At 67.2% G+C, this 23,572-nt stretch carries 21 protein-coding genes and 1 riboswitch; of the genes, 8 read left to right on the top strand and 13 right to left on the bottom strand.

Annotation, left to right across the window (positions count from 1 at the left end; translation table 11 throughout):
- The first annotated feature begins 59 nt into the window (after window positions 1–59).
- On the top strand, window positions 60–980 hold the full coding sequence (locus G6N27_RS02825) for an asparaginase (protein WP_163774982.1): 921 nt from the start codon (window positions 60–62) through the stop codon (window positions 978–980).
- Here G6N27_RS02825 and G6N27_RS02820 read toward each other — a convergent pair.
- Window positions 945–2,348, bottom strand: a complete 1,404-nt coding sequence (locus tag G6N27_RS02820; RefSeq protein WP_443677586.1) for a DNA polymerase IV — start codon at window positions 2,346–2,348, stop codon at window positions 945–947. The two genes, G6N27_RS02825 and G6N27_RS02820, sit on opposite strands and share 36 nt — an antisense overlap.
- Before the next feature lie 39 nt (window positions 2,349–2,387).
- On the opposite strand from G6N27_RS02820, the gene G6N27_RS02815 reads away from it, so the two are divergent.
- Window positions 2,388–2,900 carry a hypothetical protein gene (locus G6N27_RS02815; protein WP_163781241.1) on the top strand — a complete coding sequence of 171 codons (513 nt, stop codon included), beginning with the start codon at window positions 2,388–2,390 and terminating at the stop codon, window positions 2,898–2,900.
- Window positions 2,901–2,912: 12 nt separating this feature from the next.
- Here the strand turns inward: G6N27_RS02815 and ileS are convergent, their stop codons facing one another.
- From ileS to G6N27_RS02800, 3 genes are all read right to left on the bottom strand, one after another.
- Entirely contained in the window at window positions 2,913–6,029 is a 3,117-nt protein-coding gene (gene ileS, locus G6N27_RS02810) for an isoleucine--tRNA ligase (protein ID WP_163774981.1), read from the bottom strand.
- Window positions 6,030–6,291: 262 nt separating this feature from the next.
- Window positions 6,292–7,098: an acyl-CoA thioesterase gene (locus G6N27_RS02805; RefSeq protein ID WP_163774980.1), complete on the bottom strand. Its 807-nt coding sequence runs from the start codon at window positions 7,096–7,098 to the stop codon at window positions 6,292–6,294.
- Between the two features lie 99 nt (window positions 7,099–7,197).
- On the bottom strand, window positions 7,198–7,572 hold the full coding sequence (locus G6N27_RS02800) for an amino acid-binding protein (protein ID WP_163774979.1): 375 nt from the start codon (window positions 7,570–7,572) through the stop codon (window positions 7,198–7,200).
- 71 nt (window positions 7,573–7,643) lie between these two features.
- Between G6N27_RS02800 and G6N27_RS02795 the strand changes: the two genes are divergently transcribed.
- Window positions 7,644–8,405: a lipase family protein gene (locus tag G6N27_RS02795; protein WP_163774978.1), complete on the top strand. Its 762-nt coding sequence runs from the start codon at window positions 7,644–7,646 to the stop codon at window positions 8,403–8,405.
- Between the two features lie 42 nt (window positions 8,406–8,447).
- On the opposite strand, the gene G6N27_RS02790 is transcribed toward G6N27_RS02795, so the two are convergent.
- The 8 genes from G6N27_RS02790 to mutA all read right to left on the bottom strand — a co-directional run bounded on the left by G6N27_RS02790 (window position 8,448) and on the right by mutA (window position 18,074).
- Window positions 8,448–8,681, bottom strand: a complete 234-nt coding sequence (locus G6N27_RS02790; protein ID WP_163774977.1) for an Rv1535 family protein — start codon at window positions 8,679–8,681, stop codon at window positions 8,448–8,450.
- A gap of 248 nt (window positions 8,682–8,929) precedes the next feature.
- Window positions 8,930–9,116, bottom strand: a riboswitch (M-box (ykoK) riboswitch).
- An 87-nt stretch (window positions 9,117–9,203) separates the two neighbouring features.
- Complete coding sequence (locus G6N27_RS02785; RefSeq protein ID WP_232064844.1) at window positions 9,204–9,857, bottom strand: TetR/AcrR family transcriptional regulator; 654 nt, start codon at window positions 9,855–9,857, stop codon at window positions 9,204–9,206.
- Entirely contained in the window at window positions 9,854–10,978 is a 1,125-nt protein-coding gene (locus G6N27_RS02780; protein ID WP_163774976.1) for a nitronate monooxygenase, read from the bottom strand. Before G6N27_RS02780 ends, G6N27_RS02785 begins: the two co-directional genes overlap by 4 nt.
- Before the next feature lie 24 nt (window positions 10,979–11,002).
- On the bottom strand, window positions 11,003–11,611 hold the full coding sequence (locus tag G6N27_RS02775) for a carboxymuconolactone decarboxylase family protein (RefSeq protein WP_232064843.1): 609 nt from the start codon (window positions 11,609–11,611) through the stop codon (window positions 11,003–11,005).
- Between the two features lie 19 nt (window positions 11,612–11,630).
- Window positions 11,631–12,896: an esterase/beta-lactamase LipL gene (gene lipL / locus G6N27_RS02770; RefSeq protein WP_163774975.1), complete on the bottom strand. Its 1,266-nt coding sequence runs from the start codon at window positions 12,894–12,896 to the stop codon at window positions 11,631–11,633.
- Window positions 12,897–12,937: 41 nt separating this feature from the next.
- On the bottom strand, window positions 12,938–13,936 hold the full coding sequence (gene meaB / locus G6N27_RS02765; RefSeq protein WP_163774974.1) for a methylmalonyl Co-A mutase-associated GTPase MeaB: 999 nt from the start codon (window positions 13,934–13,936) through the stop codon (window positions 12,938–12,940).
- Window positions 13,937–13,940: 4 nt separating this feature from the next.
- Complete coding sequence (scpA, locus tag G6N27_RS02760; RefSeq protein WP_163774973.1) at window positions 13,941–16,190, bottom strand: methylmalonyl-CoA mutase; 2,250 nt, start codon at window positions 16,188–16,190, stop codon at window positions 13,941–13,943.
- 3 nt (window positions 16,191–16,193) lie between these two features.
- Window positions 16,194–18,074, bottom strand: a complete 1,881-nt coding sequence (gene mutA, locus G6N27_RS02755; RefSeq protein ID WP_163774972.1) for a methylmalonyl-CoA mutase small subunit — start codon at window positions 18,072–18,074, stop codon at window positions 16,194–16,196.
- Window positions 18,075–18,268: 194 nt separating this feature from the next.
- Here mutA and G6N27_RS02750 point away from each other — a divergent pair, with 194 nt between their 5' ends.
- From G6N27_RS02750 to G6N27_RS02730, 5 genes are all read left to right on the top strand, one after another.
- Entirely contained in the window at window positions 18,269–18,553 is a 285-nt protein-coding gene (locus G6N27_RS02750) for a FeoA family protein (RefSeq protein ID WP_163774971.1), read from the top strand.
- Window positions 18,550–20,463, top strand: a complete 1,914-nt coding sequence (gene feoB, locus G6N27_RS02745) for a ferrous iron transporter B (protein ID WP_163774970.1) — start codon at window positions 18,550–18,552, stop codon at window positions 20,461–20,463. Before G6N27_RS02750 ends, feoB begins: the two co-directional genes overlap by 4 nt.
- A complete protein-coding gene (locus G6N27_RS02740; RefSeq protein ID WP_163774969.1) occupies window positions 20,460–21,029 on the top strand; it encodes a NifU family protein in 570 nt (189 codons plus the stop codon). Before feoB ends, G6N27_RS02740 begins: the two co-directional genes overlap by 4 nt.
- Before the next feature lie 23 nt (window positions 21,030–21,052).
- Complete coding sequence (locus G6N27_RS02735; protein WP_232064842.1) at window positions 21,053–21,805, top strand: TVP38/TMEM64 family protein; 753 nt, start codon at window positions 21,053–21,055, stop codon at window positions 21,803–21,805.
- A gap of 157 nt (window positions 21,806–21,962) precedes the next feature.
- Window positions 21,963–22,205 (top strand): hypothetical protein, encoded by a 243-nt coding sequence (locus tag G6N27_RS02730; protein WP_163774968.1) that lies wholly within the window; start codon window positions 21,963–21,965, stop codon window positions 22,203–22,205.
- A 4-nt stretch (window positions 22,206–22,209) separates the two neighbouring features.
- Here G6N27_RS02730 and G6N27_RS02725 read toward each other — a convergent pair whose 3' ends face one another.
- Window positions 22,210–23,541, bottom strand: a complete 1,332-nt coding sequence (locus G6N27_RS02725) for an MFS transporter (RefSeq protein WP_163781233.1) — start codon at window positions 23,539–23,541, stop codon at window positions 22,210–22,212.
- Between the last annotated feature and the right edge of the window lie 31 nt (window positions 23,542–23,572).

The raw sequence follows: 23,572 nt of genomic DNA, 5'->3' as shown, positions 1-23,572 counted from the left end.
CATCCACTAGAGGTGCAGCAAGCAGCGGCAGCGCCCGCCGATGCGCGATGATTTCCCTCATGAGCCGCGTCACCGTCATCGCCACTGGCGGGACGATCGCAAGCAGCGCACAAGCCGACGGGGTGGCGCGACCGACCCGAGGTGGCGCCCAGTTGGCTGCGGGTCTGGACGTCGACGTCGTCGATGTGATGGCCAAGGACAGCTCGGAGTTGACGCCGGCGGACTGGGATGTGATCGGCACCGCGGCCCGCGCCGCCGCCGACGGTGGCGCGCAAGGTGTGGTCGTGCTGCACGGCACCGACACCCTCGAGGAGACCGCGCTGTGGCTGGACCTCACCTATGCCGGTGATATTCCCCTGGTCATGACCGGCGCGATGCGCAGCGCCGACGACCCCGACGCCGACGGCCCGGCGAATCTGCGCGACGCGGTGACGGTGGCGTCGGACCCCGCCGCCCGTAACCTCGGCGTGTTGGTGTCGTTCGCGGGCCGGATCCTGCAGCCGTGGGGGCTGCACAAGGTGGCGACCGGCCACGCTTTCGAGAGTCGACTGCTGGGCAGCGTGGACACCGCGGTGACGTTCGCGCAGGACAAGGCCCGGCCCTATCTGGGCGAGCTGTCGGCGGCCGGGGCCCCACGGGTGGACATCGTCGCGGCATACCCGGGCGGCGACGCGGTCGCCATGGACGCATGCGTGGCCGCGGGCGCCCACGGCATCGTGTTGGCAGCGCTGGGCTCGGGAAATGCCGGCGCCGCGATGATCGACGGCGTGCGGCGGCACTGTCGGGCAGGTGTCGACGTGGCGGTGTCGACCCGCGTCGTGGGTGGCCGGGTCAGCCCCGGATACGGCCCGGGCCGCGACCTGGTCGACGCGGGCGCGGTAATGGTGTCCGGGCTGCCGCCCAGTCAGGCCAGGGTGCTGCTGATGGCGGCGCAGGCCGCGGGCCTACCGCTGCGCGACGTCGTCGCCCGCCTGTTCTGAGGTCGTCTCGGCGATGCCGGCGACGTACTCGGGCCAGTCGAGGCTGTCGACCGGGTTGGCTCTGGTGATGTCGTCGGTGCCGGACGGAAACGTCCGCGCCGGGCCGGGGCCCGACCCCCGGGTTTCGAACCGAACGGTGAGCACGCCGTGCCCGGCGCCCTGCACCCAGCCGTGCCCGAGATCGCGGTGAATGACGTCGTCGCCAACTCGCCAGTCCTCCGCGTCCAGCGCCCGCGGCACCGCGGCGTCCGGGCCCGGGTGCGCCGTGTCCGTGCCCAGATCCGCATCCGACATCGCCAGCTCCAGGTCGGGGAACAGCGATTCCTGACGCACGCCGCTCAGGCCCGAAAAGCCAACGCCGAGAAGACGAATCGGTCCGATCTGATGCGGGTCGAGCAGCAGCCGGCGGGCCAGCGCCGCCAGCGCGGCAGCGTCGGTGGTCGCATAGGGCAACGTCGCCGAGCGGGTGAGCGTGCTCATGTCCGACTTCTTCAGCTTGACCGTGACGGTCCGGGCGCCGCGGCCGTCGCGGCACAACCGCTGATGAGCATGCTCGGCGATCGGCGCGATCGCCTCGCGGAGCTCCTCGAGCGTGGTCAGGTCGGCGGCGAAGGTGGACTCGGCGCTGATCTGCTTGGCCTCCGCGCGTTCGGCCACCGGGCGGTCATCGATCCCGCGGGCCAACCGGTGCAGAGCCGGCCCGATGGTGGCGCCCAGGATGTTGGCCACTTCGGCTTCGCTCAGCGCGGCCAGCTGCCCGATCGTGTCGATGCCCAGCCGGTGCAGCTTCTCCTCGGCGACCGGCCCGATTCCCCACAGCTTGCGCACCGCGAGCCCGTCGAGCAGCCGCTTCTCGTCGTCACGCCGAATCACCTGAATGCCATCGGGTTTGGCCAAGCCGGAACCGATCTTCGCGATCTGCTTGCCGGAACCGGCGCCGACCGACGCGACCAGGCCGGTCTCGTCGAGCACCCGCCGGCGCAGCTCGGCGCAGAACTGCTCGACGTCGGTTGCCGACGCACCAACCAGTTCCGGTGGCTCGCCGAATGCTTCGTCGAACGACAGCTGTTCGACGACGGGAACCATGGCCCGCACGGTGTCGAACACGCGGCGGCTGGCGACCCCGTAGACCACGCCGCGCGGCGGCAAGACCACCGCTGTCACCCCGATCAACCGGCGGGCCTGGTGCATCGGCATGGCTGACCGCGCGCCGAACACCCGTGACTCATAGCTCGCGCCGGCAACGACGCCGCGCCCGCCCAGCCCACCGACCAGCACCGGGCGTCCACGCAATGTGGGCCGGGTGAGCTGCTCGACCGACGCGAAGAACGCGTCCATGTCGAGGTGCAGCACCCAACGCGAATCCACCACACGATGCTATTGCGCTAACGTCTGCAGGCCATGGCGATGAGGACTCCGGCGTCGCCGGAGCATCAGGGTCGACGCGCACAGCAATGGTGGGCGCGGGTGCGCGACGAATGGCGTGCGCGGCTCGAACCGGGTGAGCAGGCCACCGTGCTGGCCTGGGCGGCGTTCACCGTCACATTCGCCGGTCTACGCGCGCTCACGCACTGGATTCGAGCCGGGCACGGACCGTCGGGCGGCGGTATGAGTGTGGGCGGCAGGCACTTTCATCATTACAACCTGGGTATCGCTCTGCTGGCGGGCGTGGGCGCGATGGGGTTGCGCGGCACAGAACGGCAACGACGGCACCCCGCGGCCGCGATCGCCTTCGGCTCGGCTAACGCGATGATCGTCGATGAGCTTGCCTTGCTGCTCGATCTGAAGGACGTCTACTGGGCGAACGACGGCCGCAAGAGCGTCGACGCCGCCGTCGGCCTCATCGCGGTCGGGGGCACGATCGTTGCCGGCCTGCCGTTCTGGCCGCACGCACGCCGGGCCCTGCAGTCGGTCCGCTGAACGAAGCAACCGTCAGGCCTTGACGATCGCGACCCGTACGCCGTCGCCGATCTCGGCGGCGCCCTGCTCCGGCTCGCCGAACACGAAACTGGTGGCCAGGATTTCGCCGGCGATCAGCTCACGATGGGTGGCCGCCCAGTCGGCCCGCGCGGCGGGCACCAACATCACCACGCTGATCCGGTCGGAAACCTCGAGCCCGGCCGTCTTGCGCAGCTCTTGCAATTCGCGGATGCGGTCCTTGGCCCAGCCTTCGGCCTCGAGTTCGGGTGTCACCGTGGCGTCCAGCACCACCAGCCCGGCCCCGTCGGGCAACGGCGCGGTGTATTCGGGGTCGGCAGCGACCAGCCGTGAGCTGTACTCCTCGGGTTGCAGCACCGCCGGGCCCGCGGTCAACGTCCCGTCCGGATTGACGACGCCCGCCCCGGATTTGACCGCCTTGATCGCGGCCTGCACGTCTTTGCCGAGCCGCGGGCCGGCGACTCGGGCGTTGACGGTCAACTCGAAGCGGCCGTAGCGGTCGATGTCGTCGGTGAGTTCGACGGCTTTGACGTTCAGCTCGTCGGCGATGAGATCGGTGAACGGCTCCAGTGCGCCCGGATTGTCCACCGCCACAGTCAGCTTCGGTAGTGGCAGCCGTACCCGCAGCTTCTTCGCCTTGCGCAGCGACGACGCCACCGAACACACCTCGCGAACCTGGTCCATCGCGGCGACCAGTTCGGCGTCGGCGGGCAGCAGACCGGCCGCCGGCCAGTCGGACAGGTGCACCGAGCGCTCGGCGGTGATTCCGCGCCAGATGATCTCGGTGGTGATCGGAAGCAGCGGCGCGGCAAGCCTCGCGGTCACCTCGAGCACGGTGTGCAGCGTGTCGATCGCGTCCGCCTCTTCCTCCCAGAAGCGCGAACGGGACCGTCGCACATACCAATTCGTCAAGGCTTCGGTGAACTGCCGTAGCTGCTCGCACGCCCCGGAGATGTCGCAGGCGTCCAACTGCGCGGTCAGGTCGTCACGCAGCACCGCCAGCTTGGCCAGGATGTAGCGATCCAGGACGTGGCGCGAATCGGCGCGCCACGTGCCGACTTTGGGCGCATAGAGGGCCAGAAAGCTGTAGGCGTTCCAGAACGGCAGCAGCACCTGCCGCACGCCATCCCGGATCCCCTGCTCGGTGACGATCAGGTTGCCGCCGCGCAGGATGGGCGAGGCCATCAGGAACCAACGCATCGCGTCGGAGCCGTCGCGGTCGAATACCTCGCTGACGTCGGGATAGTTTCGCAGCGACTTGCTCATCTTCTGACCGTCGCTGCCCAGCACGATGCCATGTGCCACACAGGTTTTGAACGCCGGCCGGTCGAACAGTGCGGTGGCCAGCACGTGCAGCGTGTAGAACCAGCCGCGGGTCTGGCCGATGTACTCCACGATGAAGTCGCCGGGGTAATGGGTGTCGAACCAGTCGCGGTTCTCGAACGGGTAATGCACCTGGGCGTAGGGCATCGAGCCCGAGTCGAACCACACGTCGAACACATCCGGGATGCGCCGCATCGTCGATTGTCCGGTCGGGTCGTCGGGGTTGGGCCGGGTGAGCTCGTCGATGTAGGGACGGTGCAGATTGTCCGGCCGCGTTCCGAAGTCGCGCTCCAACTCATCCAGGCTGCCGTAGACGTCGATCCGCGGGTAGGCGGGATCGTCGGACACCCACACCGGAATCGGGGTGCCCCAGTAGCGGTTTCGCGAGATCGACCAGTCCCGCGCACCCTGCAGCCACTTGCCGAACTGACCGTCTTTGACGTGTTCGGGGTACCAGGTGATCTGCTGGTTGAGCTCGACCATGCGATCCCGGAAATCGCTGACTTTGATGAACCACGACGACACCGCCCGGTAGATCAGCGGATTGCGGCACCGCCAGCAGTGCGGGTAGGGGTGGTCGTAGGTCTCCTGGCGGATCAGCACCGCACCGTTGGCCGCCGCCGGGCCGGTGCGGTTCTTCAGGTCCCGGATGATCTGCGGGTTGGCGTCGAAGACTTGCTGACCCTGGTAGTCCGGCACGGTGGCGTCGAAGCGGCCCCTCGCGTCGACGGGCGTCACCGGGACGATGCCCACCTCGTCGGCGGTCGCCTTGTCGTCCTCGCCGTAGGCCGGTGCCAGATGCACGATCCCGGTGCCGTCGTCGGTCGTGACGAAGTCAGCGGCGAGGACCTGAAAAGCGTTGAGCGAGTCCATGAAGTATGGGAACGGTGGCCGATAGCGGATACCGACCAGGTCGCTGCCGCGGTAGGTGCCCAGTACCTCGGGTTCGTCGTTGAACTCCCGCGCGTAGGCGGCCAGCCGAGGCTCGGCCAGCACGACGCGATGCTCGCCGGCCCGCACCTGGACATAGTTGACGTCGGGGTTGACGGCGACGGCCTGGTTCGACGGCAGCGTCCACGGCGTTGTGGTCCACACCAACAGGTGCGCACCCGCCAAATCGCCTTCGGTGACGGCGAATCCGACGGTGAGGGCCGGATCCTGCCGACTCTGGTAGACGTCGTCGTCCATCCGCAGCTCGTGGTTGGACAGCGGGGTTTCGTCACGCCAGCAGTACGGCAGCACACGGTAGCCCTCGTAGGCCAATCCCTTGTCCCACAACTGTTTGAACGCCCAGATGACCGACTCCATGTAGGGCAGATCGAGCGTCTTGTAGTCGTTGTCGAAGTCGACCCACCGTGCCTGGCGGGTCACATAGGCCCGCCACTCGTCGGTGTAGCGCAAGACCGATTCGCGGCAGGCGTCGTTGAACGCGGCGATGCCCATCGCGTCGATCTGGGATTTGTCGGTGATGCCGAGTTGCCGTTCGACTTCCAGTTCGGCGGGCAGGCCGTGGGTGTCCCAACCGAATCGGCGCTCGACCTTGTAGCCGCGCATGGTGCGATACCGCGGCACGATGTCCTTGACGTAGCCGGTGAGCAGGTGGCCGTAGTGCGGCAGGCCGTTGGCGAAGGGTGGCCCGTCGTAGAAGACGTATTCCGGGGCCTCAGCACGACCCGCGACGCTGGCCCGAAAGGTGTCGTCGGCAGCCCAGTAGTCGAGGACCTCGAGTTCCAGCGCCGGCAGGTCGGGGGCGCCGCCGGCCGGCTTCGGATAGGTGTTCTCGGTCACTGCTCGTCGTCTCCATGTGCCGCTGTCAGGGCACGGGGACGACGGTGCGCTGGTGCGCAAGCGCCGCGGTACCACCCCGCTTGCCACGTCTGTGGCCGCTCGTTGCAGGCTGTGACGGGCCCACCCGTTCGGTTCTACTGGGCCGGGTGCCGGCTGTTCTTCCGAAGGCTCCCCGGTGATGGCCGGATCGACGCCGATTGACCGATTGTACTGGTCGCCGGAGTAGTGCCCACCACCCAGTTCCGCTCCGCCCCTGCCATAGCTAGCCCTTGAAGTAGACGATCTGATAGGTCGTCGCCACCAGCGCACCGTCCCGGCTCCACAACTGCGCGCTCTGGTCGAAAAAGCCGCGATCGAAGCGGTTGGCGTGGGCGGTACCCAGGATGTAGTCGGCCCCGAGTGCATCGAGGTGTGGCTGACCGACGTGAAAATACGTGGTCAGCGAAATGGTGCCGGACGGCACCATGCCGCGACGCAGGAACACTCGCGGAAAGAATATGTCGGACACCGCGGCAATCGCCGGGAAGTCGACCGGACGCCCGGCGGCGTCACGCACCCAGAGTGTGGTCGTCGACGAAGGCCCGACGTCGACATGGCCACCGGAGAACGAGCCTTCGGCAAAACGCATGTCGTACAGCCGAACCCAGGTGGGCAGGTTCTCGTGATCGCTGCGCGCGACCTGCTCGGGAGGAGGCGCTTCCGGCGAGGTCGCCTGGGTGTCCGACCAGGTGTCGCGGCGGATCCCGAAGACCGCCGTGGCGGTCGTCTTGACGTCGCCATCCTGGCTGAGTTCGGCGATCCAATGTTGGTTGGTGCGGTTGGTGCGCGGTGCGCGACGTGAGATCTCGAACTCCCCGTCGACGATGGGTGCGGCGAAATTGACTGTCAGCGCGACCGGTTCACCGAGGCGGTCCGGGTGCGACTCGATCGCCCGCAGCAGGACGGCCGCGGTGATGCCGCCGAATGGCCCGACCATGTTGGCCCACTCGGGTCGCGTCCGGCCCCGTACGACATCAGCGTCCACGACCTCGAGTTCGAGCGCGCGGTCCAGGGCGTGCGGTCCGGGCATCGGCGTGAGGTCTCCTGAGTTCGACTGCGCGGCAGCCGGGTTCGGGTCTAGACGTCGGCGTACCACTGACTCGACTATCGTCAAGCCGTCAAAAGTATCTCAGGCCAGGGCCGCCTTGGCTTCGGCGAGGTCGTCGGCGCGGAGCACCAAACGGGTGTTGGTGGCCAGGTAGGCGGTTTCCAGATTGATCTTGGCGGCCCCGAGCTTGTGGACGATTTCGCCGAGCGCGCCCGGCTGGTCCTTGACGTCGAGCACGATGACCTCTTGCTCCTCGGCGACTTTGATTCCGGCACTTTGTAACGCCTCGAACGCGGAAGTGGCGTCGTGGACCAGGATGTGCACTTCCGCCTGACCTCCCCCACTGGTCACAGCGCACAGACCCGCGATATTGACCCCGGCCTTACCGAGCGCATCGCCGACGAGAGCCAATTCGCCGGGCTCGTCGTCGAGGTAGAGCGTCAGATCGGTCGCCATCATGCGCTCCCTTCGCTCCGGGTCTGGCCGGATCGTATGCCAAGTCGGCGCAGCTTTTCTAGACTGCGACTGTGGCATTCGACCCGACGTTTGCTCGCGACGTGGTGCTCCCGCTGGCGCAGGCCGCGTACACCGTGATGGACGGCACCCCTGCCACCCTGCCGCCCGGCTACAGCCAGACCGCGCTGATCAAAGCGAACGAAGTGGTCCTCGCGGCGATGGCCAACCCACATCCCGCGGTGAGGGCGATGACCGCCGACACCAACATCTTCGGGCTCATCGGCCACAACCCGACCGATCGCATCGCGTTCGTGTCCTTTCGCGGTACCGCCGACCTCGAAGAGTGGGTTGCGAACATCGACGCGATCCCCGACGCCTACGGCCCGATCAGCGGATTCGGGCAGGTGCACTCCGGATTCCAGGACGTCTATCAGCTGGTTCGGGCCAACATCGCGGCGAACTTGGCCGCTGCCACGGCCGGCTGCGATCAGATCCTGATCACCGGCCACAGCCTGGGGGCCGCGCTGGCCGTACTCGCGGCTCCGGATGTCGCACGGAACATGCCGCCGAACACGATCGAGCCACGATTGGTTTCGTTCGCCGGACCCCGGGTCGGGCTGAGCGACTTTGTTGCGAGCTTCAACGCCGCGATCGAAAGCTGTTTTCGGGTGGTGAATTTCCTCGACCTGGTGCCCTACCTACCGCCCACGCCTTACCAGCACGTGGGCGCGCAGATCAACGTGGACAGCGGCGGGCAGATCCAGGTCGGCTGGCGGCACAGCCTCGCGGCGTATCAGAAGGGACTGTCGGCGCTCATCTCATCGCAGAGCTGACGAAACGCCCCCGGCGCCGGAGCGCCGGGAGCTCGATCGCCTTCAGGCGCCAACTTCGAGAACGCCTGCGCGCCACAGCGCGGCGTAGAGCTGGCGCAGCGGAACACACAGCAGCCGAGCGGCTCCTGCGACCAACGGGTCGGCGCCGGCCATGTGGACGTCATGCCGCTTCGAGGCCTTGGGCGCCGGCAGGGCCGACGGCATGGGGTCGGCCACCACTCGGAGCCGGGGTGCGGGCGTCGCCGCTAGTGATACGTCGTGCAGAATAGCGGTCATGATCGCCTCCTAAAGCAGAAAACCAAACGGGCACAACGGGATTCGATGTCCGCCCGGCAGGAGACGCGCTGATGAGACTCAGCTGACAGCGACGCGCCGCAGGCCGGATCGGGACGAAACGGAATCCGGATATCGAACCGGACTATCACTGGAACTCATGTCCCTCACCTCCTCGCGGTCGCGACATGTGCGGTTCACCGCACGACTGGCACGCAAGCAGGAATACAGAACCCGAACCATGTCGGGAAACCGCACCCCACTCGTCAGAGTTTCGGCACTACACGCCGTATCCGGCCCTGGACAAAAAATGCAAGGCCGGAAGCCACTTGGGCTCAACCCTTAAGCCGGGAGGAGCTGTCCTGACCCTGGGCGTCTCTCGACGTTCGGGGTCAGTGGCCTGTATCCGTGTAGACGCCTCACCTAACGAGGTGCTTACCCTGACGATGATGCATGAACATCCGGCCCAGGTCAATTCGCCGCGCTGAGAAATTTACGCAACCCTGACCAGCCGTTATGGGTCCGTTACCCGGGCGGCGCGGTCTTGTCGGGGCGCAATCCCTTCATCACCAACGCGACGACGAAGTCGGCGGCTTCTGCCGCCGTGATGCCGTCGTCGGTGGTCAGCCGCCGATGCGCGATGTCTCCGATGAGGGCCGACACGGTGTAGGCCACCAACCTGGGCGGGACGGCCACCACGTCTCCGCGCTGCTGCGCCGCCACGATGAGGCTCTCGATGTCATCGATCCACCGCTCGTAGATACCGCCGAGCTGCGTGTTGAAGCTCGGGTCTTGGGTGAAAGCGTCTCGGAAGAGCAATTTCGTGCTCGCCCTGTCGGAGTCGAAGAATTCGAACGTCGCGCGCAGCGTGGCCCGAAACGGTGCCTCCGAGTAACCGAACTGCTGCCCGCTTTCGCCCAGGGCGATCGCGATGCGGGTTCGCAGCGCGTACCCTTCGCCGGCGATCAACGCTCGGAACAGGGCGTCCTTCGAGTCGAAATACTGGTAGACCGACCCGAAGGGCAGCCCCGCTTCACTCGCCACGTCGGCAATTGTCGTACCGTGAAAACCGTTGCGCGCAAACACTTTCTTGGCCGCAGACATGATGTCGTCGCGCCGCCCCGGCTGCTGCTGGTCGCTGACGACAGGCCGGCCGGGCGGGCGCGGATCGTGGGTCACCGTTCGACTAAATCGTCGAGACGGCCGATCGTGTCGATGAACTCGGAGACCATCTCCAGCACCACCGAAGCGGTCGGCTGCACCTTGTTCATCGATCCCACCACCTGGCCGACGAAGTAGGTGGCCAGGTCGCGGGCATTGGCGTCGGCGTGGGCGGCCGCGCGATTGATCCGCCGCTGCGGGTCACCGATCAGCGCGCTCTGCAGCGGCATGCCCAGCGGGTCCGGACTGTCGGGTCGCTCCCACTCGTCGGTCCAGGCGGTCCGCAGCATCCGCGCCGGCTTTCCGGTCAACGATCGTGACCGCACGGTGTCCGACGAACCGGCGGCCAGGAATTTGTCCTTCACCACCGGCAGCGTCTCGGCCTCCTCCGTGGTCAGCCAGACCGATCCGCACCACACGCCTTCGGCACCCAGCGCCAGCGCCGCCGCGATCTGGCGGCCGCGGGCAATTCCACCCGCGGCCAACACCGGTACCGGGGCCATCGCGTCGACGACCTCGGGAACCAGGACCATGGTCGCGACCTGGCCGGTGTGCCCGCCGGCTTCGGTGCCTTGCGCGACGATCAGGTCCACACCGGCCGCCGCGTGCTGCCGTGCGTGATGTGTGGTTCCGGCCAGCGCGGCCACCAGGACGTCGCCGGCGTGGGCGCGGGTGACCAGTTCGGCCGGTGGCGAGCCCAGTGCACTGGCGATCAGCCGGATGCGATGGGAGAACACGACATCGAGCAACGGCTCGTAGCCCTTGGGCGAGATGTTGAGGTCGGCAACCGGTTGCTGCTCCTCGTCGCTGGACACCGGGATGCCGTAACGGGTGAGCAGGTCGTCGACGAACCGCCGATGCTTCTCGGGGAGCAGCTCGCGGGCTTGTTTGCCGTCGATGCCGCCGCTGTCGGCGCCAACGTATTTGGGGGGCAACAACAGATCGACACCGTACGGTTTGCCGCCGGTCTGCTCCTCGATCCATGTCAGCTCGGTCTCCAGCCGCTGCGGGGTGTGCGCGACGGCGCCCAGGACGCCCAACCCGCCGGCATTGGTCACCGCCGCCACCACATCCCGGCAGTGACTGAATGCGCAGATCGGGAACTCGACGCCGAGCATCTCGGCAACCCGTGTTCGCATTGCCCGAACGCTATGAGTTGGTCATTATCGTGTCAATCCGACACGTTGAGTCGTCTCTCGAGTCGGCGGTTGACCGTCCGGCGGCCAGCTCACCACGTCATCCTCCAGCGGAACTTCAAGACTCAGCAGGATCGATGAGACCATCCGCCACGCGCTGATCGCGGTGACCAACTCGACGAGCGTAGCGTGGTCGTCGCCGAATTCCTGCTTGCAAGCCGCCCAGCTCTCCGCGCTCACCGAGCCGTTCCGCACCACATCATCAGTCGCGGCAAGCACGGCCCGTTCCGCCGACCCGAAGGCTGGATAGGACTGCCAATCCCGAACACCGGCCAGATCGTCGGCGCTCACTCGAAGCCCCTGCGCGACACGCCAATGCTGGGACCATTCGTACTCGCACGCGGTCAACCACGCGATCCGCATGATCGCCAGTTCGCGTAGGCGGGTGTCCAACTTGCCCTGCCACAGCATTCGCGCGAGCAGGTCGTTGAGACCGGACGCCAGTTTGGGGTGATTCAACAGCACCTGGAAGATGGCCAGCTCGGCCATGTAGTCCGGCACACCCGCTTCGTCAGCGGCGGCTTTGGCCTCGGCAACCGGTAGCCGGGGCACCCGACCTTCATCGCTCGGCGTCACACTGACTCACTCAAACCCGTTAACCGGCAACGGCTCCCGGCTCGCAGAACGGTGAGCCGAAGTCGGGCACCCGCTCGAACCCGTGTTTACGAGCTTCTGCCGCACCCAGCCGCGATAAGGCGCTCGTCGCGACGAACCCGGCGTGGTCGAGGACGACGAAGGGCGACAGCAAGCGGTTGTGCACGAACCCGAACGCCAGACCGCTGTCCGGGTCGGCCCACCCGAGCGAGCCGCCCAGGCCGACGTGACCGAAACCCGGTATCGCGTCGAGTGGCAACCGGTGATAGCCGAGGTGAAACGCCAGCGGGATTACCAAGTTCCCGTCCGGACGCAGGCTTCGCCGGCCGCTGAGCCCCGCTACGATCTCGCGGGACAGGAACTGCCTGCCGTCGATCTGCCCGCCGTTGGCGATGGCGCCGTACATCCGGGCCAGCCCGCGCGCCGTGGCCACACCGTTGGCCGCCGGAATCTCGGCATCGAGCAACGGAATATCGCCTTGCGCAACAGCTTTGACACCCGGAAAGTACATCGACGCAAATCCTGCGGACATTCGCAGCGCGGCGATCCTCGGTGCGACCGCGTTGAACACCGGATTCTGAAAAGCGCTCTGCGGCATGATGATCTGCGCAGCCCGCGTCGGTGAGCTGGCGGGCGGTCGGCCCAGGTGCAGGCCGTCGGTACCCAGGGGTTCTGCGACCTCCCGGCGGATCAACTCGCGCATGCCCTGACCGGTGACGGCCCGCGCCAGCCCGGAGAGCAGCCAACCATAGGTCAGGGCGTGATACGCGGACCGGCCGAACGAATAGCCCGGGCGTGCCGCCGCGAGCCTCTCCTCCATCAGTTCGTGGTTCAGCAAGTCTTCCTTGCTGGCACCGCGCAACGCCGAGAGACCGGCTTGATGCCGCATCACCTGGTGCACGGTGATCTTGGATTTCCCGTTCGCGCCGAACTCGCGCCAGTACTCGGAGACCGGAGCCTCGTAGTCGATCAGACCGCGGTCCGCCAGACGATGGATCACGGTGGACGCCACGCCCTTTGTCGCGGAGAACACCATTGAGCCGGTGTCCGCCGACCAGGGCACCCGGCCACGCCGATCCGCCCACCCGGTCCAGACGTCCACCACAGGTTCGCCGTGAAGGTAGATGGCCAACGCCCCGCCGCCAAACCGGCGGCCCGGGAACATGCTGGCGAAACTGCGTATTGCGCAAGCAAAGTGTGGATCGGCTGCGCCGTGAACACCGCGCGGCAGCACCGACCGGCGATTGCCCGCAACTTCGAGGGTCATGGAATCGAATCTACCTTCATAGATTGGAAAGGACTGCAAATTTACCCATCCGTTATTGAGGCGAGCCTCAGTATTTGCTGAGCCGCCAGAGCGGGGGTTAATTCCCCAGTAAGAACCTGCCGCTCGACGTCAGCGCGACCTTTGCGCACCGCCGGGTTGGACAGCACCCGGTCCAGCACCGTGTCCCGGACCATCTGCCAGGTCCAGTCGACTTGCTGGGCTCGCCGGCGTGCCTCGAAGTCTCCCGACTCGGTCAATACATCGCGATGCCGTTCGATGGTCTCCCAGAGCTCACTCAGGCCGGAGCCTTCCAACGCGCTCATGGTCAGAACCGGTGGACGCCAGAGGGTTTCGCGCGGATGAATGAGGCGGATCGCCCCGGACAGCTCGCGGGCGGCCTTACGCGCCTCCTGCAGGTGGTCGCCGTCGGCCTTGTTCACGACGACGATGTCGGCCAGCTCCAGCACGCCTTTCTTGATGCCCTGCAGCTGATCGCCGGTGCGCGCCAACGTCAGGAGGACGAAGGTGTCGACCATGTTGGCCACCGCGACCTCGGACTGTCCGACGCCGACCGTCTCGACCAGGATCACGTCGAAACCGGCGGCCTCCAACAGCACGATGGTTTCGCGGGTGGCTTTGGCCACGCCACCGAGCGTGCCCGATGTCGGCGACGGGCGGACGTAGGCGTCCGGATGCACTGCCAGCCGCGGCATCCGGGTCTTGTCGCCGAGAATCGATCCGCCGGTGCGGGTGGAAGACGGATCGACGGCGAGCACCGCGACCCGATGGCCACGCTCGATCAAGTACATGCCGAGCGCCTCGATGGCCGTGGACTTGCCGACGCCGGGCACCCCGGTGATGCCGACGTGCAGAGCGCTGCCCGCGGCCGGCATCAGCGCCAACAGCAACTGCTGCGCCCGGTCGCGGTGGTCGGCGCGGGTGGACTCGACCAGCGTGATCGCCCGGGGCAGCGCAGCGCGGTCACCACCACGCACCGCTGCGGCGAGTTCGTCTGTGCCGTCGCCGTTTTCGGTTGCCATCTGGCTAGAGGGTGTGCCCGAGGCGTTCGGCCAGTTTCTTCAGCAGATCGATGGCGGCGTCGGCGATCACCGTGCCGGGCGGGAAGATCGCGGTCGCCCCGGCGGCGTACAGCTCGTCGAAGTCACCCGGCGGGATGACCCCGCCGACGACGATCATGATGTCGGGCCGACCCACCTCGGCCAGCGCATCCCGCAGTGCCGGCACCAGCGTCAGGTGGCCTGCCGCCAGTGACGAGACCCCGACGACGTGCACGTCGTTGTCGGCGGCCTGACGGGCCACCTCGTCCGGGGTGGAGAACAGCGAGCCGACGTCGACGTCGAATCCGATGTCGGCGAACGCCGTTGCGATCACCTTCTGTCCGCGGTCGTGGCCGTCCTGGCCCATCTTGGCGACCAGGATCCGCGGACGCCGGCCCTCGGCCTCGGCGAACTTCTCGACGAGATCGGTGGCTTCAGCCAAGTTCTCGGCCTTTCCAGCTTCGTCGCGGTAGACCCCCGCGATGGTACGGATCTCCGCCTGGTGGCGGCCGTACACCTTCTCCAGCGCATCGGAGATTTCACCGACGGTGGCTTTGGCCCGTGCCGCGTCGATGGCCAGCGCCAGCAGGTTGTTGCCCAGCCCGTCGTCGCCCGCTCTGCCCTCGGCCGCGGCCGCCCGGGAGAGCTCGGCCAAAGCGGCGTCGCACACGGCCTGATCCCGATCCGCCCGCAGCTGCTTGAGTTTGGCCAGCTGTTCGGCGCGCACCCGGCTGTTCTCGACCTTGAGGACCTCGACCTCTTGATCTTCTTCGACCTGATACTTGTTGATCCCGATCACCGGTTGGATGCCCGAGTCGATACGGGCCTGCGTGCGCGCGGCGGCTTCTTCGATGCGCAGCTTCGGAATTCCGTCGCTGATCGCCTGCGCCATGCCACCGTGCTCGGCGACCTCGGCGATGTGGGCACGCGCCCGCTGCGCGAGCTGATAGGTCAGCCATTCCACGTAATACGAGCCCGCCCAGGGGTCGATCGGCCTGGTGGTGCCCGACTCCTGCTGGAGCAGCAACTGCGTGTTGCGGGCGATGCGAGCCGAGAAGTCGGTGGGCAGCGCCAGCGCCTCGTCGAGGGCGTTGGTGTGCAGCGACTGGGTGTGACCCTGGGTTGCGGCCATCGCCTCGATGCAGGTGCGCGCGACATTGTTGAAGGCGTCCTGGGCGGTCAGCGACCAGCCCGAGGTCTGCGAATGTGTGCGCAGTGACAGCGATTTGGCGCTCTTCGGGTCGAACTGCGCGACCAGCTCACTCCACAGCAGCCGACCAGCTCGCAGCTTGGCCACTTCCATGAAGAAGTTCATGCCGATGCCCCAGAAGAACGACAACCGTGGTGCGAACTTGTCGATGTCCAACTCGGCGGCCAGACCGGCCTTGATGTAGTCGACACCGTCGGCGAGCGTGTAGGCCAGCTCCAGATCCGCTGTCGCCCCGGCCTCTTGGATGTGGTAGCCCGAGATCGAGATCGAGTTGAACTTCGGCATTTTCGCGCTGGTGTAGGCGAAGATATCGGAGATGATGCGCATCGACGGCTTGGGCGGATAGATGTAGGTGTTGCGCACCATGAACTCTTTGAGGATGTCGTTCTGGATGGTCCCGGCCAGCTTCTCCGGCGGCACCCCCTGCTCCTCGGCCGCCACGACGTAGAGCGCGAGGATCGGCAGCACGGCGCCGTTCATCGTCATCGAGACCGACACTGTCGACAAATCGATGCCGTCGAACAGCTGCCGCATGTCCAAGATGGAATCAATTGCCACGCCGGCCATTCCGACGTCACCCTGGACGCGCGGATGGTCTGAGTCGTAGCCGCGGTGGGTGGCGAGGTCGAACGCCACCGACAGGCCCTTCTGCCCGGCGGCCAGGTTGCGGCGGTAGAACGCATTGGACTCCGCGGCGGTGGAGAACCCCGCGTATTGGCGGATCGTCCAGGGCTGATTGACGTACATCGTCGGGTAGGGGCCACGCACGAAAGGCGGCTCGCCCGGGAAGGTGTTCAGCGGGTAGCCTTCGGCCTCGACGGCGGCGCGGTCGGCGGCGATGTACACCGGTTTGACGTCGATGTCTTCCGGTGTGTGCCAAACCAACTGGTCGGGCGAATACCAGTGCGCGGCAGCCGCCGCCGCCACGTGCTCCTCGACTGCGCCCTCCGTCGGCGTCGGCACGTCGCGGTCGCTGTGCAGCGGGACATCGGAGAAGTTGCCGACAACGGGCGTCGTGGTCGTCATCGTCTATGCCCCCAACCGGCTCAGCAGGCTCGACAGTGCCTGCACCGCATTGATCTTCGCAGTAAGGAACTCGTCGGGCTGGTGTTCGGCATCCGCCACTGCCTTCTGCGGACCTGCCAGGCAGACCTGGCTGACACCCGCGCGACGTGCCGCCTCGACGACCGCGGCCGCCTCGCTGCCGTAGCGGTTGTCGGTGCCGCAGATCACCGCGACCGTCGGTGATCCCGCATCGGCGACCGCCTTCTGGACTGCGCCCGCGTCGACAGTTCCCGGGTTGACCGCTTCAATGCCGCCCGATGCCAACAGGTTTGCCGCGAAGGTGGTGCGAATGTTGTGTTCGGCCAGCGGCCCCAACGGCAACAGCAGCACCTGCGGCCGTGCGCCGGTGCGCTCGAGGTAGCTGTCGGACCGGTCCCTCAACTGTTCGAACTCCGCTGCATAGCGCAGCAATTTGCCCGCCGCCAGTGGCGAGTGCAGTGAATCGTTTTGCGGCAGGGCCGGTTCGCCTAGATTGGGATATTCGCTGACACCGGTGATGGCGGTCCGGCGATGCGCGACGTCGTCGCTTCGCAGGGCGGCGATCTCGCCGATCTGTTCGGCGATGTAGTCCCGGGCTTCGATAAACCCGCCGCGTTGTTCGATGGCCTGGAATCGCTCCCACGCCTGCTGCGCCAGTCGCCCGGTGAGGTCTTCGACGAACCAGGCCCCGCCCGCAGGATCCAGGACACGGCCTACGTGTGATTCCTCGAGCAGCAGAAGCTGCACGTTACGTGCCATCCGGCGCGCGAAACTGGTTGCCATGCCCGGGAATCCACCGGGTATCGCCACATCGAACGGGTACACCAGCACGGTGTCGGCACCGCCTACGCCTGCGCCGAACGCGGCCAGCGTGGTGCGCAGCATGTTCACCCACGGATCGCGCTGGGTCATCATCGGCAGTGAGGTCTCGGCGTGCAGGACAGCCGCACCGCCGTCGGGCTCGCCGACCACCTCCGCGACCCGCGCCCAGAGTTGGCGCAGCGCACGCATCTTGGCGATGGTCAGGAACTGGTCGTCGTCGGCGGCCAACCGGAAGCTGATCTGGCGCAAGGCGTCGCCGGCCGGCAGGCCGGATTCAGTGAGCACCCGCAGGTAGGACACCGCGGCACCGATGCTGCCTGCCAGCTCCCACGTCGCATTGGCGCCCAGATTGTGGAAGGCGGGGCCGTCTACGGTGATAGCCCGCACACCGCGCTCGCCGGCCACCTGCTTGGCGACGGCGACGACCTCGTCGACGGACGGGGTGGGACGGTCGCTGAGGGCCGCGGTCAGCGGGTCAGCGCCCAGGTCGATCGACAAGAGTGCCCGCTGGTCGGGTTCGACCTCGGCCACCAACTCGCGCAGGACGTCGAACGCCGCGCGGTAATCGGCGCCGGCGTCGATGACGACCGGGGCCATGCTCAGATAGACGCCCTCGAGCACCTTCGCCAACTGCGCCGGCGCCACGCCCGACTCCCCCACCCGGATCAGCAGCGCGCTGACTCCTTCGGCGAGCCCGGCCAGAACCGCGGCGTTGACCTCCTCGGCCGCGACTCCGGCTACCTTGCCGGCCGGGATCGCCTCGGCGACCTTCCATCCGGACTTGACGTCGCGCAGCGCGTCGCCACCACGCAGATACGGCCATTCACCGGGCAGCGGTGGCTCGGGCAACTCGTCGAGTGCGGTGTAGAGCGCCCGGATCGCGAAGCCCTCGTAGGTCGGGGTTTCCAGCATCTCCTCGGGTTCGGGACCCAATTCGTCGGCGCCGCGCCGTGTGCTCTTGGCCAGCACCCCGGCCACCGCCGTGCGCCAGCGGGCGCGACCCTGCGCAAGATCGGCAGGTTCGGCGGACACATCGACTGACACCGGCGACTCCCCATCCCAGTATGTGGCAGGTCCAGCTGTGACAGTCCGACGCTGGTCTGCCACCAGACATCCAGGCTAAATGATGCTCGTCGCCGTCACCGCACACCCTGCTGCCAGCGACCTTGACGAGCCACGATGGCGCCGGAAAAGTTAGGAGTACCTTACTAAGGTAGGACAGCTAACGTTAGGCGATCATGCGTACTCCGCCACAGAGCACACGCGATCAATCCGACTCGGTGATCGTGCTTGCCCAGTTGGCGCCCGGACGGCACGCCACCGTGGTCGGCACTGTCCCGCAGGCCAACCCTGCAGTGGCCAATCGCCTGGGGCAGTTGGGTTTTCGAGCCCAGGCCCGCGTCGACGTGATCCGGCGCGCACCGCTCGGCGACCCGACCGTGTACCGGGTGCAAGACACCGAACTATGCCTGCGGCGCCGTGAGGCCGAACTGATCGAAGTCGCCCTGGAAGCACCCCGATGACCGCCTGCCACGACGTCGGCGCCACTCCGGTTGCCCTCGCCGGCATCCGGCGGGTGGCGTTGGTCGGTAGCCCCAATGCCGGCAAGACCAGCGTCTTCAACCATCTGACCGGCCTGCGCGCCAAGACCGGCAATTACCCGGGGGTCACCGTCGGGCGCAGCGTCGGCACCACAACCGTGGACGGTGTCCCGATCGCGGTGGAGGACCTGCCGGGCACCTACAGCCTCGACCCGATCAGCCCGGACGAGCAGGTGGTGACCGATCTGCTGGCCGGCAAGTATCCGGACATCGATCGGCCTGACGCCGTGGTGCTGGTCGCCGACGTCACCACGCTGCGTCGCTCGATTCTGCTGATCGGCCAGATGCTGCGCCTCGATCTGCCGTGTCTGCTGGCGCTGACCATGGGCGACGAACTGACCGTGCGGGGCGGGCGGATCGACGTCGATGCGTTGTCGACGGCGCTGGGCATTCCGGTGGTCGCGGTGGTTGCACATCGCGGGTCGGGGATCGACGACCTGCGCGCGCGGCTGGCGTCGTTCGACCGGTGGCAACGTCCGCCCATCCTTCCGCCACCAGGCCAAAGCGCGATCGACGCCTGGGGCCAGTCGGTGCTCGACGCTGCCGATTACGTTGCGCCGCAACCAGATCGGCGCACCCGCCGTATCGACCGGGTTTTGCTGCATCCGCTGTGGGGCACCGTCATCTTCTTCGCGGTGATGTTCTACTTCTTTCAGGTGCTGTTCACCGCCGCTGCACCGCTGCGGGACGGCATCAGCCGCGGACTGACCTGGCTGGGAGTCCAGGTCGCCGAGCACATCGGCAATCCCGTCCTCCGCGGGCTACTCAGCCAGGGCATCATCGGCGGCGTCGGCACCGTGCTGCAGTTCATTCCGCAGATCGTGTTGCTGTTCTGCCTGCTGGCGTTCCTGGAGAACGTCGGCTACATGTCGCGGGCGGCGTTCCTGATGGACCGGGTGATGGCCAAGACCGGGCTGGAGGGCCGCGCGTTCGTCGCGATGCTGTCGTCCTACGCCTGCGCGATCCCGGGCATCATGGCGACCCGCACGCTGCCGTCGTCGCGCGACCGGATCGCCACCATCGTCACGGCGCCGCTGATGACCTGCTCGGCCCGGCTGCCGGTGTATACGTTGCTGGTCGGGCTGCTGATCGTGCCGCAGACGCACTGGTGGGGGTTCAGCGCGCAGGGCGTCACGATGTTCCTGCTCTACCTCGGTGGCGGCACGTCCGCGCTGATCGCCGCGCTGATCGTGAAGTCCACCATCCTGCGGGGCGACCTGTTGCCGTTCACCATGGAACTTCCGCCCTACCGGCTGCCGTCGCCGAAGGCGATGCTGGCCGCCATGTGGAACGCGGCCAGCATGTTTCTGCGCAAAGCCGGAACCATCATCCTGGGCACGTCGCTGGTGTTGTGGGCGTTGCTCAGCCTGCCGGTGCGGGAGTCGCAGACGCAGGGGATGTCGACGACCGATGCGACGGCGTATGTGATGAACCACAGCTACGCGGCCGACCTCGGCCATGCAGTCGAGCCGGTCTTCGCGCCGCTGGGCTTCGACTGGCGCACCGACATCGCGCTGGTCGGCTCGCTGTCGGCGCGCGAGGTCTTCGTCTCGACGCTGGGCCAGGTGTCGGCGGCCACCGATCCCGAACATCCCGGCAAGGCGCTGGCCACCATGACCGACGAGCACGGGCATCGGGTGTTCACCGCCCCCACGGTGATCGCGTTGATGGTGTATTTCATGTTCGCGTTGCAGTGCATGTCGACGATCGCGGTGATGCGCCGCGAAATCAACACCTGGCGCTGGCCCGCCTTCGCGTTCAGCTACATGTTCGTCCTGGCCTGGGTGATGGCGTTCGCCGCTCGGTCGGTCGCGTCGGGTCTGGGCGCATGATCCCGATCCACGCCACCGCCACCGCGAACCCGCAGCAGCTGCGCTGGGTGGTGGCAGCCGACCGGTTGCCCGCCCGCGGCACGGTGCGGGCGGCGCCCGGCCGGCTCGGCGCGCTGCTGCGCGACGGGGTGATCACCGAAATCGAGGTCCGGGCAAACGATCTGCTGATCTCGTTGCGCACCGACAGCAGTTGGCGCGAGCTCGGCGACGACATCCACGACGCGCTCTGCGACGCGCTGCGGGAACCGGCCGGCTGGCTCACGGACACCGCGCTCGACGACACCGGTCGGCTGGCCGCGCTGGCCGCCGAGTTACTCGCCGGCCCGATCGGCGCGCTGGCCGAATCCCACGGCGGGTCGATCGAACTGGTGTCGGTGAACGGTGACGCCGTGAATGTCCGATTGACCGGCGCGTGTCACGGCTGCCCGTCGGCCGCAGCGACCCTGCATGACAAGCTGCAACGCGAGCTACGCCGACGGTCGGGTCGCAAGGTGACGGTGTGCACTGAAAACGATTCCGTGGCACTGCCATTGGGCAGGAGGCTGCTGTCGTTGATCGTCCGCTGACCCAGGGCCGTACGCTGAATCGCGTGACACGCTCGATCGCCGACACGTTGCGACCGTTGGGCTCCGCGATTGTCGCCACACTGCGGCAGGTGTCCACGCTGCGATTGGTGTCGACGGGCGCGGTGGTGGCCGGCCTGGTCGCGGTTGCACTACTGGTCCGACTGCCCTCGGCGGTGCAATTGCGTGACTGGTCGATGTCGATGGGCCCGTGGTTACCGCTGGCATTCCTGGGCGCTCACATCGTGGTGACGGTGTTGCCGTTTCCGCGGACCGCGTTCACCCTCGCCGCCGGGCTGTTGTTCGGGCCGCTGCTCGGTGTGACGCTGGCGGTGGTCGCCAGCACCACCAGCGCGGTGCTCGCACTGCTGCTGGTCCGGGCGGCGGGCTGGCAACTTAGCAGGTTGGTCCGCCATCAGGCCGTCGATGCGCTCGACAGCCGACTGCGTGACCGCGGCTGGGTTGCGGTGATGTCGCTGCGACTGATCCCGGCCGTGCCGTTCGCCCCGCTGAACTACGCCGTGGGGGCGTCGGCGGTGCGGGTGCTGCCCTACACGCTGGCCACGATCGCGGGTCTGCTTCCCGGGACAGCAGCCGTGGTGATCCTGGGTGACGCGCTCACCGGTCACGTCAGCCCCCTGCTGGTGCTGATCTCGCTGTGTACCGGCTTGATCGGAGTTGCGTTGCTGGCGTTCGAGATTCGTCAACATCGACGGCATCACTCGAAGTCGGACATCGACGACGACACGCATGCGGTGTCAAGCGCTTCGGGAGCGTGACCTCGGGCTCTGGCAGCCACCCTCGCTTATCCGTACACTTCAGTTAGTGAATTAGTCTGCGAAGGCCAGACAGTAGCTGTTTCCCGTTGCGGTGGTTTTCCGCCCTGACCCGCCCAGTTAGCTGGTAGCCCGCGTAGTAACGATCGGGGAGATACACATGGGCACAAGACATTTCGTGACCGCTGCGGCAGCGTTGGCCGCCGCACTGTCGATCGGGGTGGGACCCGTCAACGCCGCACCACTGGATCCGCCGCCGGCCCCTCCGGGTTCGGATGCAACGCCTGCGCCGCACAAGGCGATGAAGTGCTGGCCCTACGGGCGCGTCGGGCCGGGCAGTGCCCGAGGCGGTGGCGGGGTGCCGGTCTATCCGCCGCCGTGCCCGCCCGGCACTCCGCACTAGGGGCTCAGTCGACGCCTTCTACCAGCTCACGGGCCTCTTGTTCGGTTTCGACGGTTGGTGGTGAACCCGGTAGTCGCTTGCCTGCGACTTCGGGCGTGAACAGCAGCGTGACGGCGCCCACCAGCCCCGCGACGATCAGCATGTAGGCCGGCGCCATGGCGTTGCCGGTGCCGGACACCAGCGCCTGGGCGATCAACGGGCTGGTACCACCGAGCGCGGAGATCGAGATGTTGTAGGCGATCGCCAGCGCCCCGTAGCGGACGTTGGTGGGAAACAGCGCCGGCATCGTCGCGGGCGATGTGCTGTCGAAACACAGCTCCATTAGCCCGATCAGCAGCACGCCGGCGAAGATCAGCGCGTAGCCGCCGCCGTGGCGGATGAGCAGGAAAGCCGGGATCGACGCCACCACCAGCAGCCCACACCCGGTCCACATGATCGGTTTGACGCCGATGCGGTCGGACAACGCCGCGACGAACACCAGCAGGATGGCAAGGACGGTCAGCGTCCCGGTGATCATCGCCAGCCCGGCCGAGTGGCCGACGTGCACGACGATCTTGAGATACGTCGGCAGATAGCCGGTGAGCATGTAGTCGGCGGCATTCGACGTGTAGACCAGAGCCGCGCAGATCAGCATGGGTTTCCACTGCTCGGCGATCATGCGGCGGTAGCTCGGTGGCTCCTCGCCGGCGGCTTCGGCGTTCTGCTGCGCTTCCCGGTAGGCGGGCGACTCCTCGAGGCGCATCCGCATGTACACCGCGACGACGCCCAGCGGCGCGCTCAACAGCAGCGGCACCCGCCACCCCCAGCCGAGCCAGTCGTGATTGGGCAGCCACGTCTGCAGCGCGGTGACCAGCAAGCCCGCGGCGATGAATCCGCCGAGGTTGCCCAGCGGCAGAAAGCCGACAATCATCCCGCGCTTGCGGTCAGGAGCCTGCTCAACGACATAGGTCATCGCGCCGACGTATTCACCGCCCGTGGACAGACCCTGGAAGACCCGTGCCACGACCAGCAGGATCGGCGCCCAGACACCGATGGCGCTGTAGCCCGGCAGCAGCCCTGTCCCGGTGGTGCCGATCGTCATCAGCACGATCGTGATCACCAGCACCCGTTTGCGCCCGACGCGGTCACCGAGCGGGCCGAAGATCAACCCGCCCAGCGGACGCACCACAAACGCCGCGGCCAGCGTGCTGAAGGTGGCGATCAAGTGGACCGCGCTGACACTGTCCCCGGGGTAGAACACCTGGGCGATCGTGGTGGCGATGTAGCCGTAGACGCCGAAGTCGTACCACTCCATGAAGTTGCCGATGGATGCGCCCTTGATGGACTGCCTGGTCATTTCCGGGTCGGTGACCTGAATCTGGTCGCGG

Origin of the sequence: Mycobacterium cookii (assembly GCF_010727945.1) — a bacterium.
Classification (GTDB): Bacteria; Actinomycetota; Actinomycetes; order Mycobacteriales; family Mycobacteriaceae; genus Mycobacterium; species Mycobacterium cookii.
The sequence above is the reverse complement of the archived record's forward strand: the minus strand, read 5'-3'. Positions and strand labels throughout refer to the sequence as shown.

Coding starts and splice junctions, on each gene's coding strand:
- lipL (WP_163774975.1), bottom strand. CDS start 12,896: ATGACCCTCGAAGTTGCGGGCAATCGCCGGTCGGTGCTGCCGCGCGGT.
- G6N27_RS02825 (WP_163774982.1), top strand. CDS start 60: ATGAGCCGCGTCACCGTCATCGCCACTGGCGGGACGATCGCAAGCAGC.
- meaB (WP_163774974.1), bottom strand. CDS start 13,936: ATGGCAACCGAAAACGGCGACGGCACAGACGAACTCGCCGCAGCGGTG.
- G6N27_RS02725 (WP_163781233.1), bottom strand. CDS start 23,541: ATGACCAGGCAGTCCATCAAGGGCGCATCCATCGGCAACTTCATGGAG.
- G6N27_RS02800 (WP_163774979.1), bottom strand. CDS start 7,572: ATGGCGACCGATCTGACGCTCTACCTCGACGACGAGCCCGGCGAATTG.
- G6N27_RS02790 (WP_163774977.1), bottom strand. CDS start 8,681: ATGACCGCTATTCTGCACGACGTATCACTAGCGGCGACGCCCGCACCC.
- G6N27_RS02780 (WP_163774976.1), bottom strand. CDS start 10,978: ATGCGAACACGGGTTGCCGAGATGCTCGGCGTCGAGTTCCCGATCTGC.
- G6N27_RS02730 (WP_163774968.1), top strand. CDS start 21,963: ATGGGCACAAGACATTTCGTGACCGCTGCGGCAGCGTTGGCCGCCGCA.
- feoB (WP_163774970.1), top strand. CDS start 18,550: ATGACCGCCTGCCACGACGTCGGCGCCACTCCGGTTGCCCTCGCCGGC.
- G6N27_RS02750 (WP_163774971.1), top strand. CDS start 18,269: ATGCGTACTCCGCCACAGAGCACACGCGATCAATCCGACTCGGTGATC.
- G6N27_RS02740 (WP_163774969.1), top strand. CDS start 20,460: ATGATCCCGATCCACGCCACCGCCACCGCGAACCCGCAGCAGCTGCGC.
- G6N27_RS02805 (WP_163774980.1), bottom strand. CDS start 7,098: ATGCCCGGACCGCACGCCCTGGACCGCGCGCTCGAACTCGAGGTCGTG.
- G6N27_RS02815 (WP_163781241.1), top strand. CDS start 2,388: ATGAGGACTCCGGCGTCGCCGGAGCATCAGGGTCGACGCGCACAGCAA.
- scpA (WP_163774973.1), bottom strand. CDS start 16,190: ATGACGACCACGACGCCCGTTGTCGGCAACTTCTCCGATGTCCCGCTG.